Origin of the sequence: Oenococcus sp., from assembly GCF_047725585.1 — a bacterium.
Lineage (GTDB): Bacteria > Bacillota > Bacilli > Lactobacillales > Lactobacillaceae > Oenococcus > Oenococcus kitaharae_A.
This window is the reverse complement of the sequence record NZ_JBDNNF010000004.1, coordinates 146,244-163,092: the sequence shown is the minus strand read 5'-3', so window position 1 is coordinate 163,092 and position 16,849 is coordinate 146,244. Positions and strand designations below refer to the sequence as shown.

Annotated in this window: 16 protein-coding genes; 3 read left to right on the top strand and 13 right to left on the bottom strand. The window is 43.2% G+C overall.

Features of this window, described 5'->3' with window-relative positions; translation table 11 throughout:
• Positions 1 to 29: 29 nt before the first annotated feature.
• The 10 genes from ABF487_RS06690 to ABF487_RS06645 all read right to left on the bottom strand — a co-directional run bounded on the left by ABF487_RS06690 (position 30) and on the right by ABF487_RS06645 (position 11,050).
• A complete protein-coding gene (locus ABF487_RS06690) occupies positions 30 to 281 on the bottom strand; it encodes a hypothetical protein (protein ID WP_263780083.1) in 252 nt (83 codons plus the stop codon).
• Entirely contained in the window at positions 281 to 1,678 is a 1,398-nt protein-coding gene (locus tag ABF487_RS06685) for a glycoside-pentoside-hexuronide (GPH):cation symporter (protein WP_415634872.1), read from the bottom strand. The genes ABF487_RS06690 and ABF487_RS06685 overlap by 1 nt, the downstream gene beginning before the upstream one ends.
• Positions 1,675 to 3,870 (bottom strand): alpha-galactosidase, encoded by a 2,196-nt coding sequence (locus tag ABF487_RS06680; RefSeq protein ID WP_415634871.1) that lies wholly within the window; start codon positions 3,868 to 3,870, stop codon positions 1,675 to 1,677. Before ABF487_RS06680 ends, ABF487_RS06685 begins: the two co-directional genes overlap by 4 nt.
• A gap of 177 nt (positions 3,871 to 4,047) precedes the next feature.
• Positions 4,048 to 5,010, bottom strand: coding sequence for an aldo/keto reductase (locus tag ABF487_RS06675; protein ID WP_007745171.1), 963 nt, complete (start codon positions 5,008 to 5,010; stop codon positions 4,048 to 4,050).
• Between the two features lie 86 nt (positions 5,011 to 5,096).
• A complete protein-coding gene (locus ABF487_RS06670) occupies positions 5,097 to 6,527 on the bottom strand; it encodes a C69 family dipeptidase (protein ID WP_415625619.1) in 1,431 nt (476 codons plus the stop codon).
• Between the two features lie 57 nt (positions 6,528 to 6,584).
• Complete coding sequence (locus ABF487_RS06665; protein ID WP_007745168.1) at positions 6,585 to 6,827, bottom strand: type B 50S ribosomal protein L31; 243 nt, start codon at positions 6,825 to 6,827, stop codon at positions 6,585 to 6,587.
• A 96-nt stretch (positions 6,828 to 6,923) separates the two neighbouring features.
• On the bottom strand, positions 6,924 to 8,210 hold the full coding sequence (locus ABF487_RS06660; RefSeq protein ID WP_007745166.1) for a UDP-N-acetylglucosamine 1-carboxyvinyltransferase: 1,287 nt from the start codon (positions 8,208 to 8,210) through the stop codon (positions 6,924 to 6,926).
• Positions 8,211 to 8,249: 39 nt separating this feature from the next.
• On the bottom strand, positions 8,250 to 9,878 hold the full coding sequence (locus ABF487_RS06655; protein WP_415634870.1) for a CTP synthase: 1,629 nt from the start codon (positions 9,876 to 9,878) through the stop codon (positions 8,250 to 8,252).
• A 129-nt stretch (positions 9,879 to 10,007) separates the two neighbouring features.
• On the bottom strand, positions 10,008 to 10,586 hold the full coding sequence (rpoE, locus tag ABF487_RS06650; protein WP_007745162.1) for a DNA-directed RNA polymerase subunit delta: 579 nt from the start codon (positions 10,584 to 10,586) through the stop codon (positions 10,008 to 10,010).
• 26 nt (positions 10,587 to 10,612) lie between these two features.
• Entirely contained in the window at positions 10,613 to 11,050 is a 438-nt protein-coding gene (locus ABF487_RS06645; RefSeq protein WP_007745160.1) for a DUF1934 domain-containing protein, read from the bottom strand.
• Positions 11,051 to 11,097: 47 nt separating this feature from the next.
• Between ABF487_RS06645 and ABF487_RS06640 the strand changes: the two genes are divergently transcribed.
• The 3 genes from ABF487_RS06640 to ABF487_RS06630 all read left to right on the top strand — a co-directional run bounded on the left by ABF487_RS06640 (position 11,098) and on the right by ABF487_RS06630 (position 14,839).
• Entirely contained in the window at positions 11,098 to 12,390 is a 1,293-nt protein-coding gene (locus ABF487_RS06640; RefSeq protein WP_415634869.1) for an HD domain-containing protein, read from the top strand.
• 196 nt (positions 12,391 to 12,586) lie between these two features.
• Complete coding sequence (locus ABF487_RS06635) at positions 12,587 to 13,150, top strand: redoxin domain-containing protein (RefSeq protein ID WP_415634868.1); 564 nt, start codon at positions 12,587 to 12,589, stop codon at positions 13,148 to 13,150.
• Between the two features lie 15 nt (positions 13,151 to 13,165).
• Entirely contained in the window at positions 13,166 to 14,839 is a 1,674-nt protein-coding gene (locus ABF487_RS06630) for an FAD-dependent oxidoreductase (protein WP_415634867.1), read from the top strand.
• A 62-nt stretch (positions 14,840 to 14,901) separates the two neighbouring features.
• On the opposite strand, the gene ABF487_RS06625 is transcribed toward ABF487_RS06630, so the two are convergent.
• The 3 genes from ABF487_RS06625 to ABF487_RS06615 all read right to left on the bottom strand — a co-directional run bounded on the left by ABF487_RS06625 (position 14,902) and on the right by ABF487_RS06615 (position 16,808).
• Positions 14,902 to 15,609 carry a VIT family protein gene (locus tag ABF487_RS06625; RefSeq protein ID WP_415634866.1) on the bottom strand — a complete coding sequence of 236 codons (708 nt, stop codon included), beginning with the start codon at positions 15,607 to 15,609 and terminating at the stop codon, positions 14,902 to 14,904.
• On the bottom strand, positions 15,609 to 16,289 hold the full coding sequence (locus tag ABF487_RS06620; RefSeq protein WP_007745151.1) for a VIT family protein: 681 nt from the start codon (positions 16,287 to 16,289) through the stop codon (positions 15,609 to 15,611). The genes ABF487_RS06625 and ABF487_RS06620 overlap by 1 nt, the downstream gene beginning before the upstream one ends.
• A 72-nt stretch (positions 16,290 to 16,361) precedes the next feature.
• Positions 16,362 to 16,808, bottom strand: a complete 447-nt coding sequence (locus ABF487_RS06615; protein ID WP_007745149.1) for a universal stress protein — start codon at positions 16,806 to 16,808, stop codon at positions 16,362 to 16,364.
• Positions 16,809 to 16,849 lie beyond the last annotated feature (41 nt).

Sequence of the window (16,849 nt, the reverse complement as noted above, 5' to 3'; positions counted from 1 at the left end):
GATCAAAGAAGTATTGCTAATCCGAATTTTCAATCCAGTCGTCGTTCAATCAGTTTTTCCTGCAAGCGGTTAACTTGATCATGTTTTAATTTTTTATTGCTGGCACTTTCAGCCCGATTAAAGTCCTCTGCCATATAAACAGCGGCAGCATACAGTTTTAATTGACGTTTTAAATAATGCAGATCGTTTTCTTTTTTCAAACGCTTATTAGCTGACACTGCTGCTTGAGCAAAAGAGTCAGGCTTAATTTGTAAATTATCTTTATCTAACGCGCGATCCATTATTTGCCTCCTTGCTGAGCTTGAGCTGCCAATTCCTTGACGATTTCACCGTGTTTGGCTTCGGTTAATTTAACCTTGCTCATGTAAATAATCAAGAAAATAATTGCCAGGATAGCCGGAATAACAAAGGTAATCACTCTAAAAGTCAGATCAGCCGAAGCCGGGATGTCTTTGGCTGTTGTATTACCAGTCATGCCTAACGATGTTGCAACAAATCCAGTTACCACGCCGCCAATAGCGCCGCCGAATTTATCAACCATCGGACGAATTGAAGAAGTGGCCGCTTCTGAACGGCTGCCAGTCTTTAACTGACCATATTCAACGGAATCGGAAATCACGAGGACAACAATCATAAAGACCAGAGGGTTGGCTAAATCAAAAATCACATAAGCGCCAAGCGCCAGAAGTGAATTTCTTGCAAAGAGAAAGACAATAAAAGATAAGGCAATCGCCAAAATACCGGTAATCATGATCTGACGCCGTTTTAAAAACTTGGAAATTAACGGGAAAGACACAATCGATACAAACCCTGTGGCCATACCAATCAGGCCAACATATTTCCACATATCCTGTGCATTAAGGATGTATCTGAAGAAGTAAATCATTAAATTATTGAAAATATTGTTGCCAAAGGCAAAGATCAAATACGAAAGTGCCATCCACAAAAGCTGGTCATTTTTTGCCAAAGTTTTGAACACCGCAGAGATTTTCATATGTTCAGCAGGATGGTTCACAACACTTTTATCTTCTTTTGTCATTAGGGCCGCTGCATATGCGCCAATTAATTGCACTGCGGCAATTAAGAGGATAAAGCCAGTCCAGCCTCGCTGATTAAATGTCGATGACCCTGAGAATAGCGTGAGCACGTAAACATAAATTAAAGCAACAGCGTTGCCGCCAACAGTTGAGCCAATTCTAGCGAAAGTCGCAATCACGCCGCGACCGTCGGAACTGGTACTTAATGCTGGCAGCATCCCCCAAAAGGCAATGTCTTTGATCGAATACGAAATGTAAAATACCGTGAAGATAACCGCAAAAATTGTCAGATAAAGCGGTCCGTTCGATGTTGACAGACCAAACAAGTTTGAAAAAACCAATAAGGACAGGACAGCTGAAATTGTCGCCATACCAGCGATCCAGGGCGCATATTTGCTGTGTTTGGTATGGATGGAATCGATCATACCGCCAAGCAGAGGATCCATGAACAGTTCCACAATACGCACCACGGTAATAATCAGCGTCACAGCGGCAATCATTTGTGCCATATAGGTTTTTGATCCGCCGGCAAATAAGACACTGGTGACAAACATGATCAGGTAGCCGTTTAACATGCCGTAAAAAGCGTCATGGCCAAAAGCACCTAATCCATATGCGAAAGAAGATTTAAAATTTTTCATGCTCGCTCCTTTGCTGCAAAGTAATCCACTTTGCTCGTCCAATCAGCTGCTTCTAGCGGCACATCGTAAAAACCAATCGACATCAGCTCATCGCCGCCATAGGAATGACCTTTTTCATCTTCATAAACAATTTTCGGATCCAATCCAGCCATTTTTGTCAGTGTAAATTCCGGTTGAGCCAAAGACATCAGCTTGAATCTGAATAGGAACGCTTCGGATTTATCTTTGGAAACAAATTCCCAGGCAAAATCATTGCCTTTAAAAGCCGACTTAATCCGGATAAAGTCGCCATATTGAATTAATTGACGGTGCTCTTTATAAAAAGCAACCTGTTTTTTAACGATCTCTTTTTCAGCATCAGTGAGTTTGGCTAAATCCAATTCATAACCAAAGACGCCTGACATAGCAACATCCCCGCGCATCTCAAAACTCGTGGCACGTCCAGTCTGCTGATTAGGCGACACGGACACATGTGCGGTCATACTCGACATCGGATAAGCCAGAGAAGTACCGGTCTGTATTTTTAATCTTGCGACAGCATCCGTGTTGTCAGAGGCCCAAGATTGAGGGAAATAGTACAGCATCCCGGCATCAAAACGGCCGCCACCGCCAGAACAGCCTTCAAAAAGAATATCTGGATATCTTTCAATTAATCTTTCAGCCAAATCATAAACACCCAGCGTATAACGGTGACTGACTTCACCTTGCTGATCAGCTGGCAAAGCCGCCGAATACACTTCGGTCAGATGACGGTTCATATCCCACTTGATGTAGTCAACTTTGACATTATCTAGAATTTTGACCATTTGATGAAAAATGTTGTCAACAACTTCTTTTCTCGAAAAATCCAAGACTAACTGATTTCGTGACAAAGTCTTGCCGCGTCCAGGCACTTGCAAGGCGTAGTCTGGATGAGCACGATACAAATCCGAATCAGTCGAGATCATTTCTGGCTCGAACCACAAACCAAAGCGCATGTTCTTGTCATGAACCTGGCGGCTGACTTCCTTTAAGCCGCCTTGCAATTTATGAGCATGTTCAAACCAATCACCAAGACTGGAATTATCATCATCACGGTGGCCAAACCAGCCATCGTCCAAGACAAACATTTCGATGCCCAACGGAGCCGCGTTATTCAAAATTTCCTGGATCTTGCTGCTATCAAAGTCAAAGAAAGTTGCTTCCCAGTTGTTAATCACAATCGGGCGTTTAGCATATTGATACTTGCCGCGCGCCACCCGTTCGCGCAAAAGATGATGATAGGTGTTTGACATGCCGTTTAGGCCTTGGTCAGAATAGACCAGTAAAGCTTCGGGTGTCTGAAAAACATCTTTTGGCGACAATTTCCAATCAAAATCGTACTCGTTAATGCCAGCCAGCACACGCGTCTGATCGATGTAATCGCGCTCCAGTGTCTCTTGGTGATTGCCGGAGTAGACAAGCTGTACGCCAAATGCTTCTCCAGCAAATTCAGTCGTGTCCGGATGAACCAAAGCAATAAAAGGATTCATATGATGGCTGGAAGTACCGCGGCGGCTTTCAAACTGTGTGACGCCGTGGCCGACTTCTTGCCGCTCAACTTGTCGTTCGCGTGCGTGAGCACCTGGTAGAGAAATCACTTGAAAATCTTGTTTGGGAAAATCTATCTGCATGCTGGCAATTTTTTCGATATGTAGAACATGGCTGCCGCGATTAATTAATTTGGCATCCCGCGCAATCACGGCCCAATTATCAAAAATTGTATAGCTTAAGGCCAGATCACAATTCAAAGCTGTATCAGTCAAAGTGATAATGAGGGTCTGCGCCTCAGAATCGTCAACCACATAACTGTGCGGCAAATTTTCCAGGTCGGGTTTTCCAGCGACGATTCGATAGGATTGGTAACGGAAATCTGTCTGGCGTGCACCATTTTCATCACGGATAATCACGGCCGGCACGCGATAATCGCCCGTATTGTTGCCGGACCATTCTTGTAATAGCGTATCTTTAGAATAATCCCGCTCTGAAGAATCGGGCAGGTTGCCAGAAAAACCTCGGTCGCGGCGAGGATAAGCACGTTCCCCAGCGTAATGGCTGACGGCTTTCCCGAAGTAAAGGTGAGCTAACAGATTGCCCTCTTCCACCGACATTAAATAGGAAATCTGCTGGTTATGTAAATGAAAAACTTGTGTACTCTCATCAAATGTGATCATGCTGTGTCTCCTTTAAAAACTGCAATTACATAATATTTGTTTACTAAATGTTTAGTAAAGCGCTTAGATTTACATTTATATGACATTTGTAATCTTTATGTAATAATACCAACTAAAATAGACTAATAAAAAAACTTCCCAATCAGAAACTAGGAAGTTTTCAAATATTTTTTTAAATTATGGAAGCGGATAACCAGCAGTTTGATACAAGTCGTACCATTCCTGATTTGTGAGATGCACTTTGTCAACATCAGCCATCTCTTTAATGTGATTAGGCGACATACTGCCGAGGATTGCTTGAATCCTGGCTGGGTGCTTCAAAATCCAAGCAGTTGCGATACCATTTTTTGTCACACCGTATTTATCGGCCAAAGTCTGAAGTTCATCGTTTAAAGGCTGGAATTTTGGATTATCAATAAAGACACCGGCAAACATCCCATACTGGAATGGCGACCATGCCTGAATTGTCATCTTGTGCAGACGCGAATAAGTCAGCACATCAAAAGTGCGCACGTGCGTATCAAATTCTGCTTTGCCATTGATATTCATCTGGATGTTTTCAGCAATCATATCAGCATGGCCAAGGCCGAATTGCAATTGATTAACCTCCAAGCGTTGACTCAATGCCTGCTGGAGCAGGTCAACATCGTAAGGCGTGAAGTTGGAAACACCAAAATGCAGCACTTTGCCAGAAGCTTCCAATTGACTAAAAGCTTCGGCAATTTCACTAGGTTCCATTAATGTATCTGGACGGTGCAGCAGCAGAAAATCGACATGATCCGTCTGAAGGCGCTGCAATTCGATATCGACAGCAGAGATCAAATGATCACGAGAAAAGTCATAACGCAGGCCTTTAAAACCATCACCATTAATCTGACCATCTTTTAAGATAATGCCGGCTTTGGTCTGAATAAAGATCTTATCACGGTCAACACCAGCGTCTTTGAGTGCCTGACCAAAAATTGTTGAGGATCGGCCATTACCGTAAATATCGGCTGTGTCAAAATAGTTGATGCCTGCATCAAGCGCAGCCGAAACTGTTTCCACGGCTTGTTTGGCATCACGCTCATTGATGCGCATTACACCTAAAGCGATCTGGCTGGCCTTTAAAGCGGATTGTCCTAGTTCTATTTGTTTCATTAAAATACCTCCTAGGCAAAAAAATCGAAGCAAATTGCTCCGACTTAATTTTACTCTGAAATAAGAATTCTATAAAATGCAGCAGTTTAATTGTCACTGCGGGCAAATTTATTTGTCATCAGATTCGAAACAGTGAACAACACTTTATCCAAGAGATCTTCAGTCTCTTTTTTCACCGCATCGCTGATCTCGTTGTTTGCTGCCGCTAGAGCATCAGTCAAGGCCTGGCCAGTCTTATTAACAGCTGCTTTGTCGGCATCCAGAAGATTCTCGTGCCCCAAACTTAATGTCAGTTCCTGGTAACGCTCCAAATCAGCAACGACATCATGATAATGGGGATCTGCCAAAGCCGCGATAATTCGGTTTGCCCAATAAAAATTCTCAGAACTGACACGTGCAGTCGTATTTTTTACATAATCCGGCGTATCTTCGACATTCGTATAGAAAGGAATTAAAGTGTTAAAAGCCATTGATCCATAAGCCAGCCACTGAACAGCCCGATTGCCTTCAGGCTGATCCGGACGGATCTGCAAAACCGACAACTCGCTGGTACGGTTAATCCCGATTGGACGGAAAAGATGCTTTTGGGCTTCAGTTCCCGTTGTACCATAAGGATCATAAGGTGTGTCTTGATAATGACTTGACAACACGTATTTCACATCTTCAATCGTAATCTTGCGAAAAGGCTTTTGAGCGAAGGGAATATTGTCGCTCATGGGCTCCTGATCAATATTTGGTGTCAAAAACTTCTGGATAAACCAGGCACGCGGCGTGTTGTAATGGTGATCAATATCAGCATGCGAACCAAAAGTCAGACGGCTGTTAACTTTGCCATCCAAAGACAAATTCAAATGGTTGTCTTCAATAAATTTTGGCAGATCATCTGAATACATAAAATTATCAGGATCATCAAAATCCACGTCCTGAATACCTAACTGGTTAGGAACCGTCACATAATGATCGTCGGGAACACGCTGTGCCAGCCAGTGATGGCCGCCAATCGTCTCCAAAAACCAAATATCATTAACATCAGAAAAAGCGATGCCGTTGCGTTCATAAGTACCATATTTCTCTAAGAGCGCACCTAAACGCTGAACGCCTTCTTTAGCAGAATGAATATAAGGCAGCACAATTGTCAACAGGTCTTCTTCGCCAATACCGCCGGCCACCATTGGATCAGCACCCAGTACACGTTCGTTAGTTGTAATCGTCTCTGTTGCACTCATCGCAACATTTTCAGAATTAATGCCGGCCTCGCCCCAAATGCCTTCATCTTGGACAGCGTTGGGAGTTGCTGTATAGCGCAATGCTTTGTCAGGCAAATCAATCGCCACTTTAGAGATCTTGGAAACATAATGTTTAACTTGGTCTTCAGGCTTAACGACAATAAATTTTTTAGCCTCAAAGCTGCCATTACCAGAATCTTCTGTTCTCGCAACGATTGTTGACCCATCATAACTGGCCTTTTTGCCGACCAAAATCGTCGTACAGGAAGTTCCTAAAAATTGATCTTTCATGTTAAATTCTCCTTATTATTTAGCATACAAAAAAAGCCGCCAAGCGGCTGAGACTTTTTACTTGAGTCCGTATTTTTTATTGAACTTGTCAACCGCGCCATCAGCTTGGTTAACTTTTTGCTTCCCAGTATAGAAAGGATGCGAATCAGATGATACTTCAACACGAACCATTGGATAGGTCTGGCCTTCGTAATCAACTTCGCCCTGAGCTTTAGCGGTCGAACCTGCCAAGAACTTAGCACCAGTCGTCGAATCGACAAAAACGACTGGACGGTAATCTGGATGAATATCTGCTTTCATATTTTTCTCCTTAGTGCCCTTTAGCTCAAGCTAAAGAGTCAGTCATAACCCTAATATAATAACAGCTCAACTCACGTATTTCAAGCCAGAAGACCCTTAGGGCATCAAACTAGGCAGATCCACATCCAAAACTTCAACAGATGCACCTAAATTGGTCAACTTCTGCTGGATCTGTTCGTAACCGCGTAGGATATGGTCAGCATGGTCAATGACTGTCTGGCCATCAGCCATCAGCCCAGCAATCACTAAAGCTGCACCAGCTCTGATCTCAGCGGCTTGCACATCTGTCCCAATTAGGCGAGGCGATTCATTGATCTGAATCACACCGCCTTCCAGAGAGGAAATATCCCCGCCCATGCGTCGTAATTCAACTACATGACGGATTCGCTGCGGATAAATCGTATCAATAATTGTCGAGCGGCCATCAGCCTTCATCAATAACGGACTGATTGGCTGCTGAAGGTCAGTCGCAAAACCAGGAAAGGGCGCTGTCGTGATGATTACCGGTTTTAAATGGCCGGTTGCCGGTACGTAAATCTCATCTTCCGAAATTCTCAAACGCACCCCCATTTCAATTAGCTTAGAGGTAAAAGACTCTAAATGCTCTGGGATCACATTTTTCACGGTAACGCCATCACCCATAGCAGCTGCGGCCGTAATATAGGTCCCGGCTTCAATACGATCGGGAATAATTGTATGTACAGCCGAAGAACGTAGAACAGGAACGCCCGAAATACGAATGGTATCAGTACCAGCACCACGAATATTAGCACCCATATTGTTCAAAAAAGTAGCCAAATCCGTAATTTCGGGTTCGCGAGCCACGTTCTCCAAAATTGTAAGGCCCTTAGCGCGAACCGATGCCATAATTAAATTCATCGTTGCACCGACTGAGACTTTATCAAAAAATATCTCTGCACCATGAAGGCCCTGCGGGCCGGTCGTAATATAAATCGTGTCATTATCTTCACGAACGAGCGCACCCAAAGCTTTAAAACCCTTAATGTGCTGATCAATCGGCCGCGGGCCGATATTATCCCCACCTGGAAAAGTCACTGTAGCTTTGCCAAAACGGCCCAGCAGCGCACCCATAAAATAATAGGAGGCTCTCAAAGATTTGATCGCATTTTTAGGAAGCGGCCCTTCGACAATATGCGTCGGATCAACTTCTAAAAAGCCGTCATGAAAAGTCGACGAAACATTCATGGATTTCAAAATTAATTGAAGATTTTTGACATCCAAAATAGCCGGGACAGTATCAAAACGAACTGGTGTCTCAGCAAGAATCGAAGCCGGAATCAGCGCCACAGTCGAGTTTTTTGCGCCTCCGATTGTGACTTCCCCATGTAGGCGCTTTCCGCCATTAATTAAGATTTTGGTCATTAACTTTAATTTTAGCTTAATTTTTAATAGATTTCAGGCTCACTGACAATGCTCATAAGATAAGGCCGCACGAATAAAGGCAGCATATAGACCCTCAGGCCGTTCTGGACGGCTGAGAAATTCCGGATGATACTGCGCTGCTATAAAGAAATCGTTTTTAGGATACTCAATGATTTCCACGAGTGAATTATCAGGCGAGGTTCCGGAAAAGACCATGCCGGCCGCTTCGAATTGTTGACGGTAATGATTGTTGAATTCGTAACGATGACGATGACGTTCGGAAATTTCAGATACATTGCCGTAGGCGGCAGCTGTTTTGCTTCCTGATTTCAAGACAGCAGTATACGATCCAAGGCGCATCGTACCGCCAATTTTTGTAATTTTTTTCTGGGAATCCATCAAACCGACAACCGGGTAAGCTGTCTCTGGATCCATCTCAGTTGAATTAGCGCCCTTTAGACCGACTGCATCACGCGCAAATTCCACTGATGCCATCTGCATGCCAAGACAAACGCCGAGGAAAGGGATGTTGTGTTCCCGGACATATTTGATTGCCGAAATCATGCCCTCGGTGCCGCGATGGCCAAAACCACCAGGCACAATCAAGCCATCAATTTCTTTCAACTGTTCAGCGGCATTACTATCATTGACAGTTTCTGAATTAATACTGATCAATTTTATTTTGGCATCAACAGCATAACCCGCGTGTTTCAACGCTTCATGCACAGAAATATAGGCGTCCGGCAAATCCGTATATTTACCGACTAAGGCAATCTTAATTTCTTTAGATAGATGACGAATGCGGTCCACCAACGCCGACCATTGAGTCAAATCGGCTTGCGGCTGATGACCAAGCTGCAGTTTATTCAGCACGACCTGATCCATATGCTGAGCTGCCAAATTTAAAGGCACAGAATATAAAACATCTGAATCAATTGATTGAATAATGGCTTCAGTCGGGACATCCGTGAATTCGGATAATTTCTCCTTCATCGCATCCGTAATGGCCATTTCCGATCTGACAACGATCATATCCGGCTGAATACCCATACCACGCAATTCATGGACCGAATGTTGCGTCGGCTTAGTTTTCAATTCACCAGCAGCACGCAAAAAAGGCACCAGAGAAACATGGATATAAAAGGTGTTAACGGAACCCACTTCCTTTTTCATCTGACGAATGGCTTCAATAAAAGCCATTGATTCGATGTCACCGATTGTGCCGCCGATTTCCGTAATAATAACATCAGCGTTGGATTCTTTGGCACCGCGAAAAATCTTGTCTTTAATTGCATCTGTGACATGGGGGATGACCTGTACAGTCCGACCCATATAATCACCAGTCCGCTCGCGCTCAATCACTTCTTGATAAATTTTTCCGGAAGTCACATTCGAATATTTATTCGTATTAATATCCATGAATCGCTCATAGTGGCCTAAATCCAGATCGGTCTCAACACCATCCTGAGTCACAAAAGTCTCACCGTGCTGGTAGGGAGACATCGTTCCAGGATCCGGATTCAAATATGGATCGAACTTTTGTACAGTTACAGTCAACCCGCGAGATTTTAACAAACGGCCGAGGCTCGCTGCAACAATCCCCTTCCCCAGTGACGATACAACACCGCCGGTTACGAAAATATATTTTGTTTGCTTTGCTTCTGCCATAAAATAAAAAAGCTCCTAGCTTATTAGGTTAGGAGCTTGGCTCATTTATTAGAGCGCCCTTATTTACATTACAGATATGCGGGCAAATCGTCAAGCACTTTGCTCAATCTTAAAAGCTTTCAAAAATGATTAAACTTCCTGATCACCATCGCTTAAATCATCAAGATCATTATTATCTTTAATCACGTCTAAGGGCTTATCATCTGTATTTAACGGTAATTCGCCATCATCACTGTCAGAACTATCTGAATCGTCATCATCAGCGTCCTTGCTGTCATCGCTGCTATCATCTTCGGTATCGTCAGTACTATCATCTTCATCTTCGGTATCGATAACATCATCGTCTTCATCATCGTCAATATCAACGACATCGTCTTCGCTAACAGCCTTCTTGCCACGCTTCTTCTTTGGCTTTTCGTCTTCTTCATCCAAATCTTCATGGATCGATTCATTGATTGAGTCAATAGCAAACCAAGAACGCAAAGCCCACTCATTGTCACCCATGCTGATAAAGGAGCCATCGGCGTTCAAGTCTGTATAAATTTGAACAATCGTCTCATCATCTAACTTGCTGCCGCGGACCTTTTCCAATTCGGCTAGGATATCAACAAACTTTGTCTGCTTGCGTGTTTCATTTAACAGTTCACGAACCAATTCGATGTTGCTTAACTCAGCGATTTGTGTATTTGTATAGTCTTTTACTGCCATTTAGATTCCTTTTCCTGTCTATTCTGCTAATCTATCGTACTAACCGTTGGTACAAATTGCAAGGTTAAATCAAATTTTCCTAAAGAAGCCTCATTTTGGAACAGTTCATACTTAATATGGAGCATACCTTGCCCATCAACCTGATCGAAATCCACACTTGCTGTTTTGACCAGCATATCCATCGCGCCATAATCACTCATATAGGTAGATTTGGCCTGATCCATCATTTCGTCGTAAACCATCACCGTTTTACCATTATGGCCAAAATAGACCGTACGTGTTTTTTCCGGAGCGATCTCCAATCTAACTAGGTCTCCTGCCATATCATAAAGGATCGTATAGGAATGGTCTTCATTAAATAATAATGAACCCTGGGCTTGCTGATGAACGTTTTCTTTATCACCAGCCCGGTCAACATCTGAGGTTATTTCTATATTAATCGGAGTTTTAAATTCTTTTGTCATTACTAAAAATTATACAGTTATTGACCAATTAGTCTAAAATTTAATTAATGACTAGTTTAAAATCTGAAAAAGTCTTTCGTGACCCAATTCTTGGTTTCATTCACGTTGATAATTCCGTGATCCTCGATTTAATTAATTCACACGAAATGCAGCGTCTTCGCCGCATCAAACACCTAGGTGTCGCCAATTTGGTTTTTCATGGCGGCGAACAATCCCGTTTCCAGCATTCTTTGGGTGTTTATGAAATATCTCGCAGAATGATCGACGCGCTGGACCACAATAAACAATTATTTAATGAAAAAAAGTGGGAACATCAAAATGATTTGCTAGTTCAGGCAGCCGCCTTACTGCACGATGTCGGCCACGGTGCATACTCGCATACATTTGAGCACCTATTTAATACGGTGCACGAGCAATTTACTCAAAAAATTATTACTGATCCCTCTACTGAAGTGAACGCCATTTTGCGGCGTGTGTCCAAGGATTTTCCGGCAAAAGTTGCTGCAGTAATTGGTAAAACCTATCCTGATAAACGCGTCGTCCAGCTAATCAGTTCGCAATTAGATGCTGACCGGATGGACTACCTGCTGAGAGATGCTTACTACACAGGTGCTGAATATGGCCGTTATGATATCGAACGAATCCTGCGCTTGATCCGACCTGTCAAAGATGGCTTTGCCTTTGACATTGCCGGCGTTCACTCAATTGAGGACTATGTCATTTCACGTTATCAAATGTATCTGCAGGTTTATTTTCATCCGGTGTCCCGCGGCATGGAAGTCGTTTTGGAAAATCTGCTGATGCGGGCACAGGAACTATTTGACCAGAATCCCGATAATCCGATTTTCTTCCAATTATTAAAGCCGATATTTTCCTTAAAAAACAAGATCGATGTCCAGGATTATATTGCGTTGGATGACTCTGTTTTCAATACAGCCTTCAATATCTGGCAGAATGCAGACGATCCTGTGCTGGCCGATTTAGCCAAAAGATTCTTGGATCGCAAGCCGCTCAAATCAATGGTATTAAACGCCCAAACCAAACCGCTGCTGGCCGACATCAAACAGAAAATTGCGGTCCTAGGTTTTGATCCAAAATATTATACCGGCGAAAACGATGCAACTGACCTTCCTTATGAAAGCTACTCGCCAAAGACAGGTGAAGAAGGTATTAAATTCGTATACCCTAATGGCGAACAAGCCGAGCTGTCTCAGCTAAGCCCGCTCGTTGCAGCAATCAATGGCAAAGAATCGATTGACCGTCGTTTCTTCTTCCCTAGAGAACTGCTGGCCGACAAAGAAGTGAATGATTTATATCTTAAATACAAGAAAACTTATTAAATGACAAAAGCATCTCCGAGTGATGTTTTTTAGTGTATAGTCGATTTAGCTAGATCTTGTTTATCAGCTATTCACACAAGTGGAGTGACAGATTTTGATAAATAAGGAATAGTTAATTTGAGTTATGATGTCTGTTTAAAACCCGACCGATTTTTTCTGCCGGTTTTTGTGGACTTCATTAAGAGGAGATCCGAACATGAATTTTATTAATAATGAAATAGCCGATTTTAAGGTCAATGCCTATCAGCAAGGCAAGGTTAAAGAGGTAACGAAGAAAAGCATTCTGGGCAAATGGTCCATCTTTTTCTTTTACCCAGCTGATTTTTCTTTCGTCTGCCCGACAGAATTAGGAGATCTGCAAGATCATTATGAAGCCTTTAAAAAAGCCAACGCAGAAATCTATTCCGTATCTGAAGACAGTGAATTTGTCCACAAAGCCTGGGCAGAGGCAACCGATACGATCGGAAAAGTCCAGTATCCGATGCTGACTGATCCCGCTGGCAAATTAGCGCGTTTCTTTGAAGTCTTAGATGAAGATGCTGGCCAAGCTTTTCGCGGCGTTTTCATTATTGACCCTGCAGGCAAGATCAGGTCTTACACAATCAACGACATGGGCATCGGCCGCAATGCAGCGGAAATTCTCAGGACACTAGAAGCTGCGCAGTTCGTTGCTGAACACGGTGATAAAGTCTGCCCGGCAAACTGGCATCCTGGCGAAGATTCAATCACACCAAGCCTTGATTTGGTTGGCAAGATTTAAACAGGACAAACAGTAATGAATCCAAAGCATATTTACGATACGATCATTATTGGTGCCGGCCCAGCGGGTTTAACGGCTGGCATTTATGCCGGCCGGGCTGCTTTGGATACCATGATCATCGAAAGGGACCAAGTTGGCGGACAAGTCACGACTACCTCAACTGTTTGGAATTATCCGGCTGTTGCTGATATTGATGGCAGCAAGCTAGTCAATTTGATGAAAAAACAAATTGATGAATTTCGCGTCCCAATCGTTCAAGATGATATTCAAAGTATGAATTTAAACCAAGAGGTCAAGGTTTTGCACGGTCAACAAGATTATTTTGCCCGCAGCGTTATTTTTGCAACTGGTGCCAATCCCAAAAAAGCCGGTTTTCAGGGCGAAGATAAGTACCGAGGCCACGGTGTTGCTTACTGTTCAACTTGTGATGGTGAATTATTCAGCGGTTTGCAAATTTTTGTTGTCGGCGGCGGCTATTCAGCGGCCGAAGAAGCTGACTATCTCAGTCGTTTCGGCCGCCATGTCACAATATTAGTGCGTGGGTCGCAGTTTACCTGTGCTAGCCTGACGGCCCAGCGTGCCATTGACAATCCAAAAATTGACATTCAATACAATACAGTCTTAAAGAAAGTATCCGGGGATACCTTCTTAAAAGAAGCGGAATTGTTCAATCGAAAAACTGGTCAAAGCACCACTTATCACTTGACTGATGGTGATGAGACTTTTGGTGTGTTCGTTTTTGTCGGTACAAAAGCCAATAGCGAGCAGATCAAAGATGTTTTAGAAACCGATGCCGACGGTTATGTATTGACAGATGCGCGCCTGCAGACTAATTTACCAGGCGTTTTTGCAGCTGGCGACCTCTTGGCAAAGCCGCTTCGCCAGATTGTTACCGCGGCTGCCGATGGTGCTTTAGCTGCCACATCGGCTGAAAATTATGTCATTGAACAAAAAAGACAGCTGGGGATTCCAATCAAAGCGGCTAAAAAGCAGAGGCCCGTCAGTTCGATCACACAGCAAACTACCCTAGATTCTGAAGAAGAAAAGACGCCGCTTGCGCCGGCTCATGCAGGGACTTGGTTCCCTGATGAAATAAAAGCACAATTGAAAGCACTGTTTGTGCGCCTAAATCAAGCAGTAACTCTGTTGGTACGGACAGACGATTCAGCTAAGAGCAGGCAATTGCTGAGTTTCACAAAAGAATTAAGTGCATTAGATCCAGCACACCTGTCAGTCCAGCAGGAGACAAGCACTGCTACTGCTGATAAACGTTTACCGGCTTTAATTTTATTGGACAACAAAAAACAGGACAGTGGCATTCGTTTTAGCGGGATTCCAACTGGACATGAATTGAATTCAATTGTCCTAGCGATCTATAATTTGGCAGGACCAGGTCAAAGTATTGACACAAAACTAGTTGACCAAATTAAAGCGTTACCGGCTATGCATCTGCAAATAGGTGTGTCTCTGACTTGCCATTTTTGTCCCGATGTCGTGGCGGCCAGCCAAAGAATCGCTGCTCTTAATCCCAAAATCACGGCTGAAATGATTGATTTGCAGCTCTTTCCTGATTTTAGAAAATCCAAAAAAATCATGAGTGTGCCCGCTTTTATGATTAATGAAGGCGACGTTACTTTTGGCAGCCAGACCTTGAATCAAATTATTGATTTATGTCAACAACAAGCATAGAGCCATATATTGGATGAATCAAAAACAGTTCCCAATAGAGAACTGTTTTTTTAATACTATCATCAAAACAATTTACCAACGTAATAATGGATAGCAACTGTAATTAATCCGATAACCACATTTCGGACTACAGCTGCTCTCAAATCCGATTTTCCTAGAATAGCTGACAAACTACCCGTGATGGCGACAGCTAAAGTAGTTGCCAAAATTGTACCAACAAATTTCGCGCCGGCTGGCAAAAAGAACATCGCCGCTAGTGGAAAGATACCGCCTAAGCCTGCACTGAACAAAGAACTAATGGCTGCATCCCATGGATTAACATACTCACCAATTTTAAGCGTATATTTCTCATAGACAACCGAGACAATTTCGTGTTTGGCAATCAGCTCATTGGCGATCTTTTCGGCCGTTATTTGGCTAACACCTCTTTTAACATAGCCAGCTATGATAATACGGCGCGAATAATTCTTATCTGTATTGATCCGCTTCTGCTCGCTGCCAACAACAGCCCTTTCTGTTTCTCTTTGCGCAGACACAGAGGCATATTCGCCGGCAGCCATTGAAAACGCACAGGCAAGCAGATCGGCAAATCCCGCTATCAAGATAATAAAATTATCAGTTGTAGCTGCAGCCGTCGAAAACAGGACGCCAACAACCGTCAAAATACCATCATTGGATCCTAGAACGCCAGCACGGACAGAATTCATTTTCTGTTCGAGACTTTGTTGATTTTTGTTTTTATTTTTATTTTTAATTGCAAGGTTGAACATTATCTACCGAATAGCCCTCCAATCAAATACGTTGCCGTCATCGTGAAGAGGCCAGCCACAACATTGCGAGTAATACCATTTTTGACGTTGGCATTACCGATTTTAGCTGCAAAAAAACCGGTCAAAACAAGGGCAATTAAAACACCCGTATACGTGGATGCAATCTTCATGACTTTAGGAACCAGCAGAATCGCCGCCATGGGCAAACAAGCACCCAAGGGAAAACTAATAAAAGAGGCAGCAGCGGCATAATAAGGGCTAATCTGATTGTCCATGCTAAAACCGTGTTTAACGCGAACCGCCGTTTCGATTGGTTTATTTTGCATCATCTCCAAGGCAGCTTGGTGGGCCAAACCGTGGGAAATTTGCTGAGTCTCTAAATCTTGTTCGACAGCCATGATCTGCTGACCCATATTTTCTTTATTTAAAACGCTCTCAAATTGAATAGCCGCATTTTCAGCATCACGCTGTCCATGCACAGACACATATTCCCCGGCAGCCATTGAAATCATACCGGCAAGTGTACCGGCAAAACCGGCGATTAAAATTGCCCAATTGCTGTTGGTACGTTCGCTGGTCGCAGCGAAAACGCCGAGCACAATACCTGCTACTGAGATAATGCCATCATTAGCACCCATGACACTCGCACGAATAACATTAATTTTTTCAGCTAAGTTCATGTTAAAGTCCCGTCTAGTTTATAAAAAAACGGATTCAAAGATCCATTTTCACGCTTTCAAATTTTTTGTTTTTTATCGAATAATGAGCACAGAAATCGGTGAATACTTAGCCATATAGGCAGCTTGAGAACCAAAATACTTGCTGATTCCCCTCTTTGACAAAGAGCCGATAACAAGCAGATCAGCATTGGCAGCCGGAATCACGTTCTTGACAATAGTTTCACCTGCATCGCCTTCATCAACGATCATTTCCACTTTTTTAACGCCGCCTGCCACAGCAATATCGCGATATTGTTTAAGATGCTCTTCCAATTCATCACGCTCGCCATGCACATAATCCTTTGTTAAAGCTTGGTACACATTCATTTCATCGTTTTCCAAAATCGATGTAATGATCAAGACAGCGCCGTCCTTAGCAGCTCTTCGTACAGCATACTGGAAAGCTAATTGAGCGTCCGCTGAGTCATCAACACCAACCAGGATCCGGTTAAAAACCTTGTCCACTGGTTTTTCAGACATTTTTACATCATCCTTTCTGAGACAATTTCCTACTCCTAGGT